Source organism: Ruminiclostridium herbifermentans, assembly GCF_005473905.2.
Classification (GTDB): Bacteria; Bacillota; Clostridia; order Acetivibrionales; family DSM-1351; genus Ruminiclostridium; species Ruminiclostridium herbifermentans.
Window position 1 is genome coordinate 3,916,315 of sequence record NZ_CP061336.1, and the last position, 17,657, is coordinate 3,933,971.

The 17,657-nt window shown below is 36.2% G+C and carries 15 protein-coding genes; 10 read left to right on the top strand and 5 right to left on the bottom strand.

Features of this window, described 5'->3' with window-relative positions:
- Nucleotides 1–220: 220 nt before the first annotated feature.
- From EHE19_RS15800 to EHE19_RS15845, 10 genes are read left to right on the top strand one after another with little or no spacing between them, the layout of a single operon-like run.
- A complete protein-coding gene (locus EHE19_RS15800) occupies nucleotides 221–1,375 on the top strand; it encodes an ABC-three component system protein (protein ID WP_058085659.1) in 1,155 nt (384 codons plus the stop codon).
- Nucleotides 1,359–1,586, top strand: coding sequence for an ABC-three component system middle component 7 (locus EHE19_RS15805; RefSeq protein ID WP_058085660.1), 228 nt, complete (start codon nucleotides 1,359–1,361; stop codon nucleotides 1,584–1,586). Before EHE19_RS15800 ends, EHE19_RS15805 begins: the two co-directional genes overlap by 17 nt.
- Nucleotides 1,576–3,228 carry a DUF2326 domain-containing protein gene (locus tag EHE19_RS15810; RefSeq protein ID WP_058085661.1) on the top strand — a complete coding sequence of 551 codons (1,653 nt, stop codon included), beginning with the start codon at nucleotides 1,576–1,578 and terminating at the stop codon, nucleotides 3,226–3,228. Before EHE19_RS15805 ends, EHE19_RS15810 begins: the two co-directional genes overlap by 11 nt.
- Nucleotides 3,228–3,440: a helix-turn-helix domain-containing protein gene (locus EHE19_RS15815; protein ID WP_058085662.1), complete on the top strand. Its 213-nt coding sequence runs from the start codon at nucleotides 3,228–3,230 to the stop codon at nucleotides 3,438–3,440. The genes EHE19_RS15810 and EHE19_RS15815 overlap by 1 nt, the downstream gene beginning before the upstream one ends.
- On the top strand, nucleotides 3,437–5,308 hold the full coding sequence (locus EHE19_RS15820; RefSeq protein ID WP_425314292.1) for a type I restriction-modification system subunit M: 1,872 nt from the start codon (nucleotides 3,437–3,439) through the stop codon (nucleotides 5,306–5,308). Before EHE19_RS15815 ends, EHE19_RS15820 begins: the two co-directional genes overlap by 4 nt.
- 4 nt (nucleotides 5,309–5,312) lie before the next feature.
- Nucleotides 5,313–6,695 carry a restriction endonuclease subunit S gene (locus EHE19_RS15825; protein WP_137699132.1) on the top strand — a complete coding sequence of 461 codons (1,383 nt, stop codon included), beginning with the start codon at nucleotides 5,313–5,315 and terminating at the stop codon, nucleotides 6,693–6,695.
- Entirely contained in the window at nucleotides 6,664–7,158 is a 495-nt protein-coding gene (locus EHE19_RS15830; RefSeq protein ID WP_244648258.1) for a TFIIB-type zinc ribbon-containing protein, read from the top strand. The genes EHE19_RS15825 and EHE19_RS15830 overlap by 32 nt, the downstream gene beginning before the upstream one ends.
- The gene (locus EHE19_RS15835; RefSeq protein ID WP_198963675.1) at nucleotides 7,145–7,930 is read left to right on the top strand and encodes a hypothetical protein; all 786 of its coding nucleotides are present in this window, start codon (nucleotides 7,145–7,147) and stop codon (nucleotides 7,928–7,930) included. The genes EHE19_RS15830 and EHE19_RS15835 overlap by 14 nt, the downstream gene beginning before the upstream one ends.
- Before the next feature lie 20 nt (nucleotides 7,931–7,950).
- Complete coding sequence (locus EHE19_RS15840) at nucleotides 7,951–10,923, top strand: type I restriction endonuclease subunit R (protein WP_137699134.1); 2,973 nt, start codon at nucleotides 7,951–7,953, stop codon at nucleotides 10,921–10,923.
- A 27-nt stretch (nucleotides 10,924–10,950) separates the two neighbouring features.
- Complete coding sequence (locus EHE19_RS15845; protein ID WP_137699135.1) at nucleotides 10,951–11,850, top strand: GIY-YIG nuclease family protein; 900 nt, start codon at nucleotides 10,951–10,953, stop codon at nucleotides 11,848–11,850.
- A gap of 244 nt (nucleotides 11,851–12,094) precedes the next feature.
- On the opposite strand, the gene EHE19_RS15850 is transcribed toward EHE19_RS15845, so the two are convergent.
- The 5 genes from EHE19_RS15850 to istA form a co-directional block, all read right to left on the bottom strand.
- Nucleotides 12,095–13,801 carry a recombinase family protein gene (locus tag EHE19_RS15850; protein WP_137699136.1) on the bottom strand — a complete coding sequence of 569 codons (1,707 nt, stop codon included), beginning with the start codon at nucleotides 13,799–13,801 and terminating at the stop codon, nucleotides 12,095–12,097.
- Between the two features lie 75 nt (nucleotides 13,802–13,876).
- Complete coding sequence (locus EHE19_RS15855; protein WP_014256545.1) at nucleotides 13,877–14,023, bottom strand: SHOCT domain-containing protein; 147 nt, start codon at nucleotides 14,021–14,023, stop codon at nucleotides 13,877–13,879.
- A 544-nt stretch (nucleotides 14,024–14,567) separates the two neighbouring features.
- Nucleotides 14,568–14,990: a sigma factor-like helix-turn-helix DNA-binding protein gene (locus EHE19_RS15860; protein ID WP_137699137.1), complete on the bottom strand. Its 423-nt coding sequence runs from the start codon at nucleotides 14,988–14,990 to the stop codon at nucleotides 14,568–14,570.
- 543 nt (nucleotides 14,991–15,533) lie between these two features.
- Nucleotides 15,534–16,286, bottom strand: coding sequence for an IS21-like element helper ATPase IstB (gene istB, locus EHE19_RS15865; RefSeq protein WP_190530271.1), 753 nt, complete (start codon nucleotides 16,284–16,286; stop codon nucleotides 15,534–15,536).
- Complete coding sequence (gene istA / locus EHE19_RS15870; protein WP_190530273.1) at nucleotides 16,279–17,571, bottom strand: IS21 family transposase; 1,293 nt, start codon at nucleotides 17,569–17,571, stop codon at nucleotides 16,279–16,281. Before istA ends, istB begins: the two co-directional genes overlap by 8 nt.
- Nucleotides 17,572–17,657: the final 86 nt, after the last annotated feature.

Genomic DNA, 17,657 nt, shown 5'->3' on the forward strand with positions numbered 1-17,657 from the left:
AATTTGTTTTTATTCGCGCAGTATATTGATGCGTTCGCAAATATAAAATTGAAATTTGCGAAAATACGTGATATAATTGCAAAAAGTTGTGTACATTACAGATGGACTGTACAGTGTCAACTTCCTTTGAAACAATTGTAGTAAAAATAAAAAAACCATCTCTAACAGATGGGTACAGATGGATACAACCGGATACAAAGCATGAAGGAGGTAATTTCTATTGATATTGACATTTAGCGAATTCGCACAAATCCTGATGCCCATATTAGGTTCTGGGGCAAATACTGCAGAATTTACTAAAGAGTTGTTCTCTAATATCACTACTTTTCCAGATGATATGGATGGAGATTACAACCCTATTCATGACGTTACAAGTTCAGCTCTAAAAAGCTATTTTAATGGCACTAGGCCTATTTCATCTATGGCCAAAAAAATTAATAAATACATAGATATAGATAAGTTTGAGAACTATATTAATTCGGCAAATGAAGACGCTCAAAGCTCCTTAGGTAGTAAACTTTCGGAGTATTTTCCAGACATTAATGCGTTCAATACGCCTGAAAAGTGCGCTAAGATTTTCAAAGATATTCTTATTGAAAGTGCAACATCAGGAAAAAGCAAAAAAGCCACTTCTACATCAAGTAAAAGTGGCCAATTAATAAGTGTTGACGTGCTAAAAAACGAGTTTGGTCTACGTCTAATTTTAGAGTCAAATGGTATTTGCCCCAACGATAATTGCTATCAACCTCTGTATGTTACGAGCAACAATGGTAAGACAGCAGCTAATTACGAAATTGCTCAAATCGATCCAAAATTGAAACCTGATAGCTATGAAAACCTTATTGCTTTGTGTCCAAAATGTAAAAATAAGTATTTGTTATCTCCAAGTCAAGATGATATTAAACGCATGGCAGATATTAAAAGACATCTTATGCTAGAAGCTAATGCTATTGAAGCTTTGGCTGATTCAAAGATAGAAGAGGGCGTAAATAGAGTTTTAAGAAAAATAAGCACCACTCCATTCACAGAATTGATTCCTTTAAACTACGATCCAGTTGAAGTAAAAAGAAAGATTAAGAGAGACAATGTCCCTCTTTTTATCAAAATTCAAAGCAGTGTTAATATCTACTATCTTTATGTTGAGAATTTATTTCAACAGTTGAGTAAAGAAGGTCAATTACGGTTTGAGCCATTCTCCATGCAAGTGAAATTAAATTACTGGAATCTACGTGATCAGGGTTTATCACAATCTGATATCTATTATAAATTAGTTGATTGGCTTGCTAAAAACACAAATGAAAGTAAAGAACCGTGCGAAGTGATTATTTCATATTTCGTACAGAAGTGCGAGGTGTTCGATGTTATTGCCGAATAAAATTTTCACATATAACGAAAGTATATTGTCTAAATTCCCTTTTGTCCTTAAAGAACTGTCAATTTCTCCACAATCAGTAATAACTCTTTACATGAAGATGCGGCCTCTGATATCTGATGTGGGCGAATATATAGAAATCCTCGATTCTCTTTATGCATTACAGAAGATTGAATACGACGAAGATCGAGAGGTGTTGATATATGTTAGTTGAAATACATTGTGATGAATTTATGTCCTATGGAAAGCCCCGAAAACCTATCATTTTCCATGAAGGACTTAATACTGTGCTCGGCGGCCAATCAGCAGATAATTCTATTGGTAAATCTACGTTCCTTCTAATCATAGATTATGTTTTTGGAGGCGATACTTACAAGTATTCAGATGCTGCACACAAACTGAAAAACCACTTTATTAAATTTGCTTTTAAGTTTGATAATCAACACTATTATTTTTGTAGAGATATTGTTAACAGTGAGGAGGTTTCTGTTTGCGATAAAAACTATAATATTCAAAAAACTATACCACTTCAGGAGTTTAAAGATTTTCTATTTTCAAAATACAATATTAATCTTCCTCATGTTACTTTTAGAGATGTTGTCGGGCGCTATTTCAGAATTTACGGTAAAGATAATCATTCTGAGAAAAAGCCTCTCCACTCAACCAGCTCAGAACCAGCTGAAAAGGCAATCACTGCTTTAGAAAAACTTTTTAATGTTTTTGATAGAATTCAAGAATATAAAACGGTTGAGTCAATGAAGAAAGATAAGTTTGCAACATTTAAAAAGGCAAGGAAATTTGAGCTTTTGCCCTTCTCAATTACAACAAAACGTCAGTATAAAGAAAATGAAAAGGAAATTGCAAGATTACGGGAAGCTTTAGTTAATCTCACAGAACAAATAGACAAAGATTTATCACATGATGATCTAGTCCATGCGGAAGAAGCGTCAGCCATAAAAGCTGAAATAACCTCTATTAAGAGGCAGAGAAGCAGACTATTATCTCAACTTAAAGTTGTAACAAAAAACTTGAGTGGCGAACGCGTTATATCTGAAAGCGATATAGTTGAATTAGCGCAATTCTTTCCAGAGGCGGATATAAGAAAAATTAAAGATATTAACAGATTTCATGGTAAGATGCAGCAAATATTAAGCGACGAAATGACTGAAGAGGCGGAAAGATTGCGGGTATTAATTGAGTCTACTGAAATAGAAATATCTAGACTTGAAGATGATTTACGGAAACTTGGTATTCCTGCGAATCTTTCAAAACGTTTTTTAGAAAATTATTCAGAAATAGAACGAAAAATCAATATGCTGGAAGCACAAAATAGTGCCTATATTAATTCAACTAATCTAAAGGAGGAGGTAAAAATAGCCTCTGAAAATCTTAGAATAGCCCAAGAAAAAGAACTGCGTTTTATAGAGAGCGAAATTAATGAGCAGATGGTCCGTTTCAATGATTTTATTTATGATGAAACCCGTAAGGCTCCTGTTATTGATTTAGATAATGGAAAGAGATATGAATTTTACACTCCTGACGATACCGGTACGGGGACTTCATTTAAAAGCCTTATTATTTTTGACTTGAGCATTCTTAAATTAACTCCACTACCTGCTATTGCTCACGATTCTCTAATTTTTAAAAACATAGGTGATGCTCCGATTGACAAGATAATGGAGTTGTATATGCAAAGTAAAAAACAGATTTTCATCTCTCTTGATAAAGATGGTGCTTACTCTGAAAAAACAAGGTCTATACTTAACAAAACAGCCGTATTGCATCTTAATGAAGGCGGCGATGAATTATTTGGTCGCTCTTGGAACAAAAAAGATGCGACCCAAGGAGGCTTATAATGTATATAAGTTATAACAAACTATGGAAGCTGCTAATTGACAAAAATATGAATAAGCAAGATCTAAAAAAACTGAGCGGTGTTAGTTCTGCCTCTATTGCAAAACTAGGTAAAGGCGAAAACATCACTACAGATGTATTAGTCAAAATCTGTAAAGCACTTGATTGTGATATAACAGATATTATGGAGTTAATTCACGAAGAGAAGAAATGAACATTCAACAACAAAGAAAATATGGAAAGGAAGCGTTTTATATGGATAACCAAACCTATAATTCAATAGTAAACTTTATTTGGGGAATAGCCGACGATTGTCTGCGAGACGTATATGTACGAGGTAAATATAGAGATGTAATCCTGCCTATGACAGTAATCCGCAGATTAGATGCTGTATTAGAGGAAACTAAACCTGCTGTTCTTGAAATGAAAAAGAAACTAGACGAGGCAGGTATCACCAATCAGACTGCTGCACTATGCAATACAGCTGGACAGTCATTTTGCAACAGTTCACCTTTTTGCTTGCGTGATTTAACCTCTAGAGCAAAGAAACAAACTTTAAAGGCAGATTTTATAGCGTATTTGGATGGTTTCTCTCCTAATGTTCAAGAGATATTAGATAAATTCAAATTCCGCAACCAGATAGACACTATGATCGATGCAGATATACTTGGTGCTGTTATCGAAAAATTTGTATCACCTACAATCAATTTAAGTCCCAACCCGGTTTATAAAGATGATGAAAAGAAGGAAATTCGTCTGCCTGGTCTTGATAACCATACCATGGGGGTAATATTTGAAGAACTTATTCGCCGCTTTAATGAAGAAAACAATGAAGAGGCCGGAGAACACTTTACCCCTCGTGATGTTGTCGAATTAATGGCTGATCTTATTTTTGTACCAGTAGCGGATAAAATTAAGGATGCAACTTACTCATGCTATGATGGGGCTTGCGGCACAGGTGGTATGCTTACCGTAGCCCAAGACCGCCTGATGGAGCTTGCTGAAAAAGCTGGCAAGAAAGTATCTATTCATCTTTTTGGCCAGGAAATAAATCCAGAAACGTATGCTATAGCTAAGTCTGATTTATTATTACAAGGCCAAGGAGATCAGGCGGACCATATTGGGTTTGGTTCCACCCTCTCTAACGACCAATTTCCTACCTACCAGTTCGACTTCATGCTAAGTAATCCACCGTATGGTAAATCATGGAAAGTTGATGCGGATAAGCTCGGTGGCAAGAAAGATATTATGGACAGTCGTTTTGTGACCAACTTTGCTGATGATCCTAATTTCAGTATGATTCCAAGAACAAGTGACGGACAGTTACTTTTCCTACTCAACAATGTTGCAAAAATGAAGAAAACTACCGAGTTAGGTAGCCGTATCGCAGAAGTGCATAATGGTTCCTCCTTATTTACAGGTGATGCCGGACAAGGTGAAAGTAATGCCCGACGCTATATGATAGAGAACGACCTTGTAGAAGCGATTATTGCGCTACCAGAAAATATGTTCTATAACACAGGAATTGGCACTTTTATTTGGATTCTTTCTAACAATAAAGCTGAACACAGAAAGGGTAAGATTCAACTTATAGATGCTACTTCTTTAAAGTCGCCTCTTCGTAAAAACCTTGGGAAAAAGAACTGTGAGTTCACTTCTGAGATTAGGCGCCAGATTTTGGATTTATATATGGCTTTTGAGGAAAATGAGTATAGCAAAATTTTTGATAACAACGAGTTTGGTTATTGGAAAGTAACTGTTCTTCGCCCTGCATACAACGAAGATGGCACTATTCAAAAAGATAAAAAAGGAAAACCTGTTGTCAATAAAGAGCTAACAGATACAGAACAAATACCTTTTACCTATGAAGGTGGCATCGAAGCTTTCTTTGAAAAAGAAGTAAAACCCTTTGCTCCTGATGCATGGATTGATGAGAAAAAAACAAAGATCGGTTATGAAATTAGTTTTACAAAATATTTCTATAAACCGATTCAGCTAAGAACACTAGAAGAAATAACAGCAGATATTCGTTCACTCGAAGAAGAGACAGACGGATTACTTGCTGAGATTATAGGGGGTTGAGAGAATGTTGAAACCCTATGCGAAATATAAAGAAACACCTGCTCTATGGCTTAATAGTATCCCAGACCACTGGGAATCTCATAAAATACGTGAACTTTTTGTGGAAAGAAGTGAAAAAGTATCAGATAAGGATTATTCACCTCTTTCTGTAAGTAAAGCTGGGGTTGTCCCTCAAATTGCTACTGTTGCAAAAACAAATAATGGTGATAATCGTAAACTTGTTAGAAAAGGAGATTTTGTAATAAATAGTCGTTCGGATAGAAGAGGTTCCAGCGGCATATCCAATTATGATGGTTCTGTTTCACTAATTAACATAGTGTTAAAGCCACGCTCTTTTGTTAATGGTCGATATATGCATTATCTGCTTAAAAGCCATTATTTTATCGAAGAGTTTTACAGAAATGGTCGAGGAATTGTTGCTGACCTGTGGACAACTAGATATACAGAAATGAAATCTATATATCTGCCAGTTCCAAGCATTGAGGAACAAGACCAGATCGTGCGTTTTCTTGACTGGAAGCTTGCTAAAATCAATAAACTAATTCGAGCAAAGAAAAAGCAGATTGCATTATTAAATGAACAGAAGCAGGTTATTATCAATAACGCACTTACAAAGGGGCTAGATTCCCACGCTAAGTTGAAGGAAAGTGGAATTTCCGGGCTAGGGAGTATTCCATCCTCGTGGAGTGTTAAACCCTTAAAATATTGGGCTAAAAGCAATTTACAATCACTTAACTCGTCAACTGAAGCAGATTTTGAATTTGATTATTTAGATATTAGTTCTGTCGGTTTTGGCTATGTTAAACAAGAACCCGTACATTATAGATTTGATGAAGCTCCTTCACGAGCAAGAAGAATTGTAAAGTATGGAGATACTATTATTTCAACAGTTAGAACTTATCTTCGTTCTATGTGTTTTATTGATCATGATATAGAGCATTGTATTGTTTCCACTGGCTTTTCTGTTCTATCACCTATCAAAGAAACAGTATTGCCAGAAATATTATCTTATGCATTGAGCTCCGATTACTTTGTTAATGAGGTAATAAAAAATTCAATAGGTGTTTCTTATCCTGCAATAAACGATAAAAAGTTATTAAGCTTAAAAGTTGCTCTCCCCTCAACAATAGAAGAACAACTACAGCTTTATAATGAAATTAAATCAAAAACAACTCTATTAGATAAAGGAATTTTATCAATCAAACACCAAGTTACTCGTTTAGAGGAATATCGTACCCGCCTTATTTCCGATGTGGTAACGGGAAAAGTCGATTTACGTGATATCGAAATACCTGAATATGAAGCCGACTCTGATGAAACTATCGACGATGAAATTGATGATAATCTCGTCTTAGATGAAGAAGACGGAGAAATGGAGGTGGAATAACATGAGCGACGATTTTCATATGGAAATATCTATACCAGCAGATAACGATGGATATATACTTTTGCAATGCCCCAACTGTGGTACTTTCTTCAAAGCTACTCCTTCTGATATTGAGGACGATGGCGTACTTGAACTTTTTTGTCCAAGTTGTGGCCTTGTAGGAGAAGACTACATTACAGAGGATGTATTAGAGTTGGCTATGGCAATGGCGCAAAACAAGGCGATGGACATGATCCACGAAGAATTTAAAAAAATGGAGCGTCAATTTAGGAAAGGACCTGTTACTTTTAAGGCTGGAAAACGTCCCAAGCATGAGCCTGAAAATCCAGTTCGTTCTGGCATTGAAGCTCTAGAAATCGTATCATTTCCGTGTTGCAAGCGCACTGCCAAAGTAAAGCCTATTCTAAGTATGACCGGGTGCTACTGCCCGTTTTGTGGGGTGAAAAATTATGAAGTTGAATAGAGCAGACTTAAGAAAAATCATGTATGATTTCAACAGTATTTCTAGTCGTCTTCTACAAGCTGATTTCAACGACTATACAAATGTGCTATCAAAATTTATTGCATTTATTAAAAATACACCTATTATTATTGATTACATTATAGCTTGTGGAGTTTGTGATCAAGACTTGAAACAAGAGTTTGACGAAGTTAGTCGTTCTTACGGAAGATGTATTTTTTCTCTTGGAGATACAGATGAAGAAGAGATTCGAAATGTCTTTGCAATCTTAAACTATATTGCTGAAAATAACATCGAAATACATCTAGGCGTTGCCTTTGGATATTCGTCTTCAAAAAAATATCAAGACAAAATCAAAGGATTCAACGACCGAGTTGTTATGGTATTAATTCACCATATAGAAAGATACTTAACCAAGATAGGAATTGATATGGGAGTTGATGAAAAAATTATTTATTCAATTACAGTACAAAATGGACAAGTCAATATTGCCAACGACAATGCTTCCATTTCAGCAACCAATACAGTGGGCATTGATACTACCCAACTTGAAAAGTTGATACAAGCAGTGAGAAAAACTGCTGATGGTTTATCAAACGAAGATGCTGAAATTTTGAATAGCAATTTAGAAGTTATAGAAGAAGAAATAAAATCTGAAAACCCTAGAAAAGGTTTTATAAAAACTGCAGTTTCCGGATTGAAAATGCTAAAAGGAACCGCTGAGTTTGCTGCGGCAATTACGGCGCTAATTCAATTTATTAATCCATTGTTATAACAAGAACGGAGGTGGAATAAATGACTGCTACTAATACACGAGAAAGTGGTCTGGAATCTTTGATTGTAGATTGGCTTGTAAATCAAAATGGTTATGAACAAGGCAGCAATGCTGACTATAACCGTGACTATGCTATTGATGAAACACGCCTATTTCGTTTTCTTTCAGCGACGCAGCCAGATGAAATGGAGAAACTCGGTGTATTTAAAAGCGACTTAAAAAAGGCTCAGTTTCTAAACCGATTGCGTGGTGAAATAGCAAAACGCGGAATTATTGATGTACTTCGTAATGGTATTAAGGTTTATCCTGCTGACCTGGTTATGTTTTATCTAACACCAAGTGAGAGAAACATAAAAGCAAAAGCTCTATTTGAGCAGAATATTTTCAGTGTTACACGACAACTGCAGTATTCAAAAGATGCGACTCGTCTTGCCCTTGATTTGTGCATTTTTATCAATGGCTTGCCAGTTATAACATGCGAGCTTAAGAATCAACTTACAAAGCAAAATGTTGATGATGCTGTTTACCAATATAAAACGGATCGTGATCCGAAGGAACTGCTTTTCCAATTTAAACGCTGCATGGTTCATTTTGCAGTAGATGATGCAAGAGTCAAGTTCTGTACTAAGCTTGATGGTAAAGCTTCCTGGTTCTTGCCATTTGACAAAGGGTACAATGATGGGGCCGGCAACCCTCCAAATCCTTCTGGAATAATGACAGATTATTTATGGAAGGAAATCCTTGAGAAATATATGCTTGCACATATAATCGAAAATTACGCTCAAGTTGTTGAAAAAGTAGACCAGGAAACAAAAAAGAAAACATATACACAAATTTTCCCTCGTTACCATCAACTGTCTGCTGTTGAAAGTCTCCTTGCAGATGTACGTCATAATGGTGTCGGCCAAAGATACTTAATTCAACATAGTGCTGGTAGTGGAAAATCAAATTCTATTGCATGGTTAGCCCATCAACTCGTAGGGCTAGAAAAGGATGGAAAAGCCATCATTGACTCTGTAGTCGTTGTTACAGATCGTGTAATACTTGATAAACAAATTCGGGATACGATAAAACAGTTTATGCAAGTTTCTAATACTGTAGCATGGGCAGAACACTCTGATGATTTAAGGAAAGCAATAAATGGTGGTAAGAAAATTATAATAACTACTGTCCACAAATTTCCTATTATTCTTGATAGTATTGGCTCAGAACACAAAGGACGCTCTTTCGCCATAATTATTGACGAGGCTCATTCATCACAAAGCGGAAATATGTCCGCTAAGATGAATATTGTATTATCTGGTGAAGTTACTGGAGAAGAGGAAGACTTCGAAGATAAAATCAACCGTCTTATGGAAGGACGCAAAATGCTAAAGAACGCCAGCTATTTTGCATTTACTGCTACTCCTAAAAACAAAACACTTGAAATGTTTGGTATCCCATACCAAGACGGTGATGAAATCAAACATCGTCCGTTTCATGTATATACGATGAAACAAGCAATACAAGAAGGTTTTATTTTAGATGTACTCGAATACTATACCCCAGTAGACAGTTACTATAGGCTTGCTAAAACCATTGAAGATGATCCTTTATTTGACAAGAAAAAAGCACAAAAGAAACTCCGTCAATTTGTAGAAAGTAATAAGTTTGCCATATCACAAAAAGCAGAAATTATGGTGAACCACTTTCATGATCAGGTTATTTCAAAAGGGAAAATCGGCGGAAAAGCTAGAGCTATGGTGGTTACAAGCAGTATAGAACGCTGCATCGAATACTATTATGCAATTAATAAATGCCTTGCTGACAGGCGTAGTCCTTATAAACCTATTATTGCTTTTTCCGGAGAAAAAGAATATGGGGGTAAAGCTTTAACCTCTGCGGCCATTAATGGCTTCCCAGATAATACAATCGAGAAGGTGTTCCGCAAGGATCCATATCGATTTCTTATAGTGGCTGATATGTTCCAAACGGGTTATGATGAACCACTACTCCATACTATGTACGTAGATAAAATGCTGTCTGATATAAAGGCGGTTCAGACTCTATCTCGACTGAACCGCTCTCATCCTCAGAAACATGATACCTTTGTACTGGATTTTGCGAATAAGACAGAGACCATTGAAGCAGCATTTTCAAAATATTATCGGACCACTATTCTGTCTAATGAGACTGATCCGAACAAGCTTTATGATCTCATAGCAATTATGGAAGCTCATCAAGTATACGAAAATGAACATGTTGATTCGCTTGTTGAACTGTACTTAAATGGTGCAGATCGTGATAGGTTAGATCCTATCCTCGATGCATGTACTGCTATTTACAAAGAACTTGATGATGAAGGAAAAATTGAATTCAAAAGTGCAGCAAAATCATTTGTTCGAACATACGGCTTCCTTGGAGCTATTCTTCCTTACGGTAATGCAGAATGGGAAAAGCTATCAATATTCCTAAACTTATTGGTACCTAAACTCCCTTCTCCTAAAGAAGATGATTTATCTCAAGGAATACTAGATTCAATTGATTTAGATAGTTACCGAGTGGAAGCTCGCGATTCTATGTCTCTTGTATTAGAAGATACTGACGCTGAGATTGGCCCTGTACCTGCTGGTCGTGTAGGCGGCATAGTAGAGCCAGAAATGGATTTGCTTTCTAGCATTCTTTCATCATTTAATGATTTGTTCGGCAATATAGACTGGAACGATGCTGATAATGTTCGCCGTCAAATTCTTGAAATACCGGGAATGGTCACAAAAGATGAGCGCTATATTAATGCAATGAAAAATTCTGACAAGCAAAATGCACGTATGGAAAGTGAACGCGCCCTTCAGTCTGTTATATTTAGTATAATGGCCGACAACATGGAGTTATTTAAGCAGTTTAATGATAATCCTTCGTTTAAGAAATGGCTGTCGGATCTCGTTTTCAATTTAACATACAACCCTGAAGGAAAGCCATTTGAAACTCCTTCCAATGATTCGAATAACAAATAAGCTATTATGCAGCGGAGGTAAAGTATTATGGCTACACGTGGAAAAAGTATAAATCTATTTTTAATGGACGGTACACCAAATGGTAGAATCAAATGCACACTGGCTAATTGGACAGGCGTAGCATACAAAATACCACGCACAGAACTAGATAAATGCAAGGGACGCGAAGATTTATCACAGAGTGGTGTTTACTTCCTATTTGGCACTTCCGATCAAACAGATGACAATATAGTGTATATTGGTCAAGCTGGAGTACGAAAAAATGGTGAGGGTCTTCTATGTCGGTTGATAGAACATAAGCGAAATCCTGATAAAGATTATTGGACAGAGGCTGTTATATTTACTACATCCAATAATTCATTTGGTCCTACAGAGATTAGTTACCTTGAGAACCGATTTTGTAGGCTTGCAATTGAGGCAAATCGGTATGTCGTGAAAAACGGAAATGATCCTTCTCCCGGAAATATAACTGAGGAAAAAGAAAGTGAACTTGAAGAGTTCATTGATTACGCTAAGATTATAATGGGCGCTCTTGGGCACAAATTATTTGAACCTCTAACAGATAAACCTCAAGCAGCTATCACTGAGGAGGTTCCTGAAGAAGAATTGCTTCTCTTTATGAAACGAAAAAGTCGTAAGAGCGGACAAGTAATTGAGGCAAGCTGTAAGCGTACAAACGAAGGCTTTGTTGTCTTACAAGGTAGTCATATTGAAACTATAGATTCTGAGAGTATTCCGCCAGGTATTAAAGAACGTAGGCAAAGAGCCAAAATAGATGAAAATGGAATTCTTCAAGAAAATATCTTATTCCGTAGTCCATCATATGCTGCTGCTTTTGTCATCGGGGGCCATGTAAATGGACTGGTAGAATGGAAAACGAAAGACGGGGTATCATTGAAAGAAATAGAAAACAGTGAGGAAAATTAAACAGAAGTTTACATCTATCCTGTCTCCTCAACCCCTATGAAAAATGCCCGTTATCTAATCTGTCAACTCAGCCCTATCACTTTCAGGGCGGTCGATATGTTCCCGCAAACAATAAAAATAAGGGTTTCCTGACATTGTCACTTCAGGCTAAGCAGCCAAAAGAAAAGTTCAATGTCTGGAAACCCTTTATTTATGGGCACTTTCAGCCATCTATTTCTCAACCCTTGACATCAATACAACCGTCTCAACGTGTGTTGGGTGAGGAATAGGAAGGCAAATTTCCATTATCATTTTTCTTTTTTTTAATCTGCTTATGCATTTTACTCTGCACTGCATTAGAATATCCGGTCTTATATACAAAGGTTAGCTTGTAGGGATTAGCATTTCCATTCTCGTCAATCTCTCCGATAATAACCTTTTCTACAATACTTTCAAACACACAACGGTCAAAGTCCTTTAAAATTTCATTGTTTTCTAGTACCTTACGAAAATGTGCAATCCGTTTTTCAAGGTTAATTTCTTCCTTGGAGGATTGCTCCAGCTGTTCCCTTTCTGTTAATAATCCTTCTAAAATTGATTCCAATTCACTGTATTTTTTCTCATAAGTGGCTTTATCAATCGTTTCCTCTAAACGCATATCAATCAACCTATTACGTTTCTGCTCAATAGCATGAATTTCATTTTCTACTCTTACTAATTGTTTTTGAAAATCATTTTTGCTAAGAACACTTTCCATCCTTTCTATAAGTTCATCCAGAACATCTGAATTATTATGGCATAGCAGTTTATATGATTCAACAAATGCACCCTCAAGAATTTTTTCTTCAATGGCTTTGCTTGGCGGACAATATTTCTTGCCTTTTTTTGTAGCAGTTACGCATTGCCAGATAACCTTTTCATGATCACTACCACTATGCCAGTTCCGGCGCGATAAATTACTTCCGCAAAAGGCACACTCCAGCTTGCTGCTAAAAGCATATTGCCTACTGTATTTTTCACGTTTTCCCTTTTCTACTCCGCGACGTTTTGCACCTCTCCTGTCTAAGATTGCTTGAGCCTTTTCAAAGATTTCTTCACTTATTATTGGCTCATGATGGTTCTTTATATAGAATTGGTCTTCCTCACCATAATTGTCTAGTCTTCTCTTGGAAATTGGATCAACGGTAAAAGTCTTACCCTGCAAAACATCACCTTTGTATTTTTCATTTTTAATAATTCCTAATACTGCTGTATCATGCCATTCTGTGTTACCGTTTTTGGTTTTATAACCAAGACTGGTTAACTCTTTTGCTATGACATAAGCACCCGCACCATCAATATACCGATTAAATATGTATCTGACAATATCAGCTTCCGCTTCATTTATTGATATACTCTTGTCATTAGGATTATAATCATACCCCAGGCAGCTCTGGAAGCCAACCAGTTCTCCTCGCTTCATTTTCATTTTCAAGCCTTTTTTCACATTGGCCGATATGTTTTCTACTTCCTGTTGCGCCACTGAGCTTAATATGACAAGCAGCAGTTCTCCATCCATTGTCAATGTATTGATATTTTCATCTTCAAAAAATACAGCTATATTTCTTTCCTTCAACATCCGGACATATTTCAAGGTATCCAAGGTATTTCTGGCAAACCTTGATATGGATTTTGTTATGATCATATCAATTTTACCATCCATGCAATCGTTAATCATACGCTGGAAATTTTCACGTTTTGTAACCTGGGTACCTGTTATCGCTTCATCAGCATAGATGTCAACCAATACCCAATCCTTACGCTTTTTCACTAAGTCTGTGTAATACATAACCTGTGATTTATAGCTGTTTAATTGTTCCTCTGAATCCGTACTAACTCTTGCATAAGGAGCTACACGCAAAATATCCGCTACTTTTCCTGCAGTACGGTCAGATATTCTTCTGTTCGCTTTTATTACTTCAACTTCATGCATTAAAAGTCCTCCTTCGCAAAATGATTATTACGAAACCAGTATAATGAACAACTACCTATATGCCAAATGTGCAAATTAAGAAGTCAGGTCTGAAACTACACCGTAATCCTGCATAAGTTTATTTTTAATCAGAGAAAATTCTTTCTCAGTTATCAGAGCCAAAGACAACAATTGTCCCAACATGGCAATCTGCATACTGTATCGAATCAATTTACCCTTCATAAAGACCCTCCTTATCAGCAATCACAAATACTTCTAATTTTCAGATTCGCAGTAGGAAATGCGCCATAGTTTGAACAGCATATATACACATGCTTTCATTAACAGGCGCAATCCTATCCTGCGTTACTGTTTTGGTTTTTATATATTTATGTTATATCCGGCAGACAGCGGTTGACCGTCCTCATAGGAATCACACCTCCCCGTCAGCGACCGGGGCGCACTCTGGGACTTAACCTCGACTATGCGCAAGTATCATTATGCCTCCGTATGCGTTATCGCCAAAAGCGTAACCAACACTTTTTATTGCATAAGTATTCTTCGCTCACACCTTACCTTCATCCAGTCCATAAACGGAATTGATCCTTCGGTCGGAACTGGCGTTATACCGGCAGGTGGTCCTGGCGTACCTGCAATCTGGCTTTCCTTCTCAGGACATACGGGGAAAGTACCGGATAAACACTTATTCAATTATCAAAGAACACTTGAGGGGGTAGTATATGTCCCTCTACTAATCAGCAGATTTTTTGGCCAAAAGTTGCACCCCTTACAGAAATTTTTTTAAAAACTTTTCAATATTCTTTAATGCTTTTTCAATTGAACGGGATACTTGACATTTGTTAACACCCTCAATCCTGGCTATTTCTGCTTTGCTCATGCCAAGAAAAAAATGCGCATAGATACGCTTTGCCTGTTTTTCCGGCAGGCTGTTGATAGCAGCATATATTTCCTGTTTGCTCAGTTTTCGTTCATAGATTTCTTCCGGTGAAAATACAAGCAGAACAATATCTCTTTCTATTCCATAATCAGCGTCAAGAGAATAGTAGGCCTTGTTTACCCGGATGCGCTCGTAATCTGCATGTTCTTTTCGCTCAATCTGTTTGATCAGTTCTACAACTTCATCTGCAATTTCAATAAAAAAGTCAGATTTATAAAACGGGTATAAATCCCTTAAATTGATCTTTTTCATATATGAACCTCCGTTTTGATTTTTTTGAGTTAAAAACCAAAACAGAGGCGGAGGAGAACGGCACCCGATACAATTCTCCTTTTTTCGACAAAAAAAGCCTACTTGGATATAATACAAATAAGCTTTTTCTAAAACTGCGCTATTGTGTTTCCTAATATTACGCTCTGTTAGTTCTACTTGATGCCCACATTTGCCCTGTGATAAAAATGAGCTTTTTTTAACAATTGGAGATTAGCTGTGAGACAAAAAATGATGTCGGCTTTATCAAACCCGACCGCTATATATTAGCGGATGATGACCCCTCGTATTATGCTGGATAAACATTATTAAACCCTCCAAACCCGTAAGCCTGAAGGGGGATTCTTTAGACATGCGAAAACCCCGCCAAACTCACGCTTTTTTTTATTTGGCGGGTATCGTCTATCTTAATAACTTAATGTAAACCATATCTAATATGGAGTTATTTGATGGTACGCTCTATTAGTTCTTATTTATAAACTGTCAAGGAAAAATGTATAAAAAGTATTAAATAATTATGTACAACTATTCTCCTTGCTTCATATGATCCTTTAATCTGTATGACTTTCCAGATATAGATATTACATGTGCATGGTGCAATACCCTGTCAAGTATTGCATTGGCTACAACTGCGTCATAGAATACACCATCCCATTCGTTGAAATTCATGTTTGTTGTAAGAATGGTACTTTTTCTCTCATATCTCATATCTATAAGCTGAAAAAACATATTAGAATCTTCTTTATCAATGGGTAAGTAGCCAAGTTCATCAATGATAAGTAGTCTGTAATGGCAGAAGTGTCTGAGTCTTACATCAAGTCTGTTTTCCAGTTTTGCTTTCTTTAGTTGCTGCAATAAATCATGACATTTGATAAAATATGTGCTAGTACGTTTCTTTGCTGCAGCTATTCCTATTGATGTTGCCAGATGAGTCTTTCCAACACCACTTGGACCAAGAAATACTATATTCTCATTTCTTTCAAGAAAACCAAGCGTGCAAAGTTCTTGTATTTCTTGCTGATTTACTGACGGCTGAAAATTGAAATCATAATCTTTCAATTCCTTTACAAAAGGAAATGCTGCTGCTTTAATCATAGATCTAGATGCTTTGGCCTCCTTAAAATCAACTTCGTAATTACTAAGTCTCAGTAGTCCTTCTGTAAACGAAAGATTGTTGGATGTCACAAAATTAGATATTTCATCAAGATGAATTACCATTTGCCCAAGACCAAGAATTTCCATGTTCCGGCATAGCTGGTTGTATGTACTGTTATTCATAACTATATACTTCTCCTATAACCTGTAAGTTTTCTTTTGCCCGCTCATTTATATTTTCTTCCTTAAATGCATGCGATTTTCTTGCTATAGCAGTATAGTGTTCTGTAAAATAATTTAGTTTCTTTTTACTAAGGGTATGGATAGTTATTAATTCCATGTTATAATAAACATGTATGTAACCATCATACACTTGTAAAGTAAGAGTTTTTCCAATGTATTCTGGTGGTACAGAATACTGGCATTCATTATGGTTGAACATGCTGGATGAATTTACTTTTACTTTATGTGGAGTTATTTGATAAGGCTTTCTTATGGTATCGGCTGGTAAGCTTCCTAAGAAAGCTTTTTCCTTGTTGAAATACATTAATGGAATACGACCTGTACCTTGATTTACCTGCATGTTTACTCTGTTATTTATTCGTGTGACCAACTCATTAAGTTCCTTGTAATCAAGTTTTCCATTGTAGGCTCTTATCTCATCAAGTAGTTTCATTGGTGCTTCTACTTTGGCTTTTGTTCTTGGTCTTCCTGCAATACAAGGGTGCACCTTAAAACCATAATCATCCGCAAACTGCTTAAATTTTATATTTATTTTCCCTTCTGTATACTCTGTTCTTGGCTCATCCATAACTGTTTTCATATTATCGGTGACAATCTCACTTGGAACACCTCCAAACGTGTTAAACGCATCATCAAGGAATGAAAATAATATGTCCTGTGTTTTTGATAGAGATACCCTGTATACTCTAAAACGTGAGTATGACAGCAATAATACAAATATGTTTACTTCTATTATTTCACCTGTTGAAAGAGTAAATCGTATAGACTCTTTCCAGTCTAGTTGTGCTTGTTGACCCATTCCTGTTTCATAACGTATGGTTACGTTATTTGCGTTTGAAGGTCTGCTTTTTTTGAAATATGAGTCTAGTTCAGGATATTTTCTTAGATAGTAGCAGAAATTCACATAAGACCCTTCATAAGAATGATTGTCTACTAGGTATTGCCATAAAACTCTTCTGTAATAAAATATCTGCTGGCTGTTATCAGATAGAAGCTCTGCGATAATGTCATAGTAAGCAGTGATACAATTCACGCATTCTCTGGATTTGGCCTTATGAAAGCCATTAATGTATTTATCAACTGTACGCCTATCGACATCAAGTTCCCTTGCGATCTGGCTTTTATTAACCTTCAATGTTGTGTCCTCCATAAATGGTTTTAACTTATAAAGATCCTTGACAGTTTGAATATTTAAATCTGTTATGATACTACTTTTGATAATCATTAGGGTACCTCCTTTTGTACCCTGTAATCATACCATTTGTACATTTTTATTTAATATTATTTGTACATTATTAATTATAACTTTAT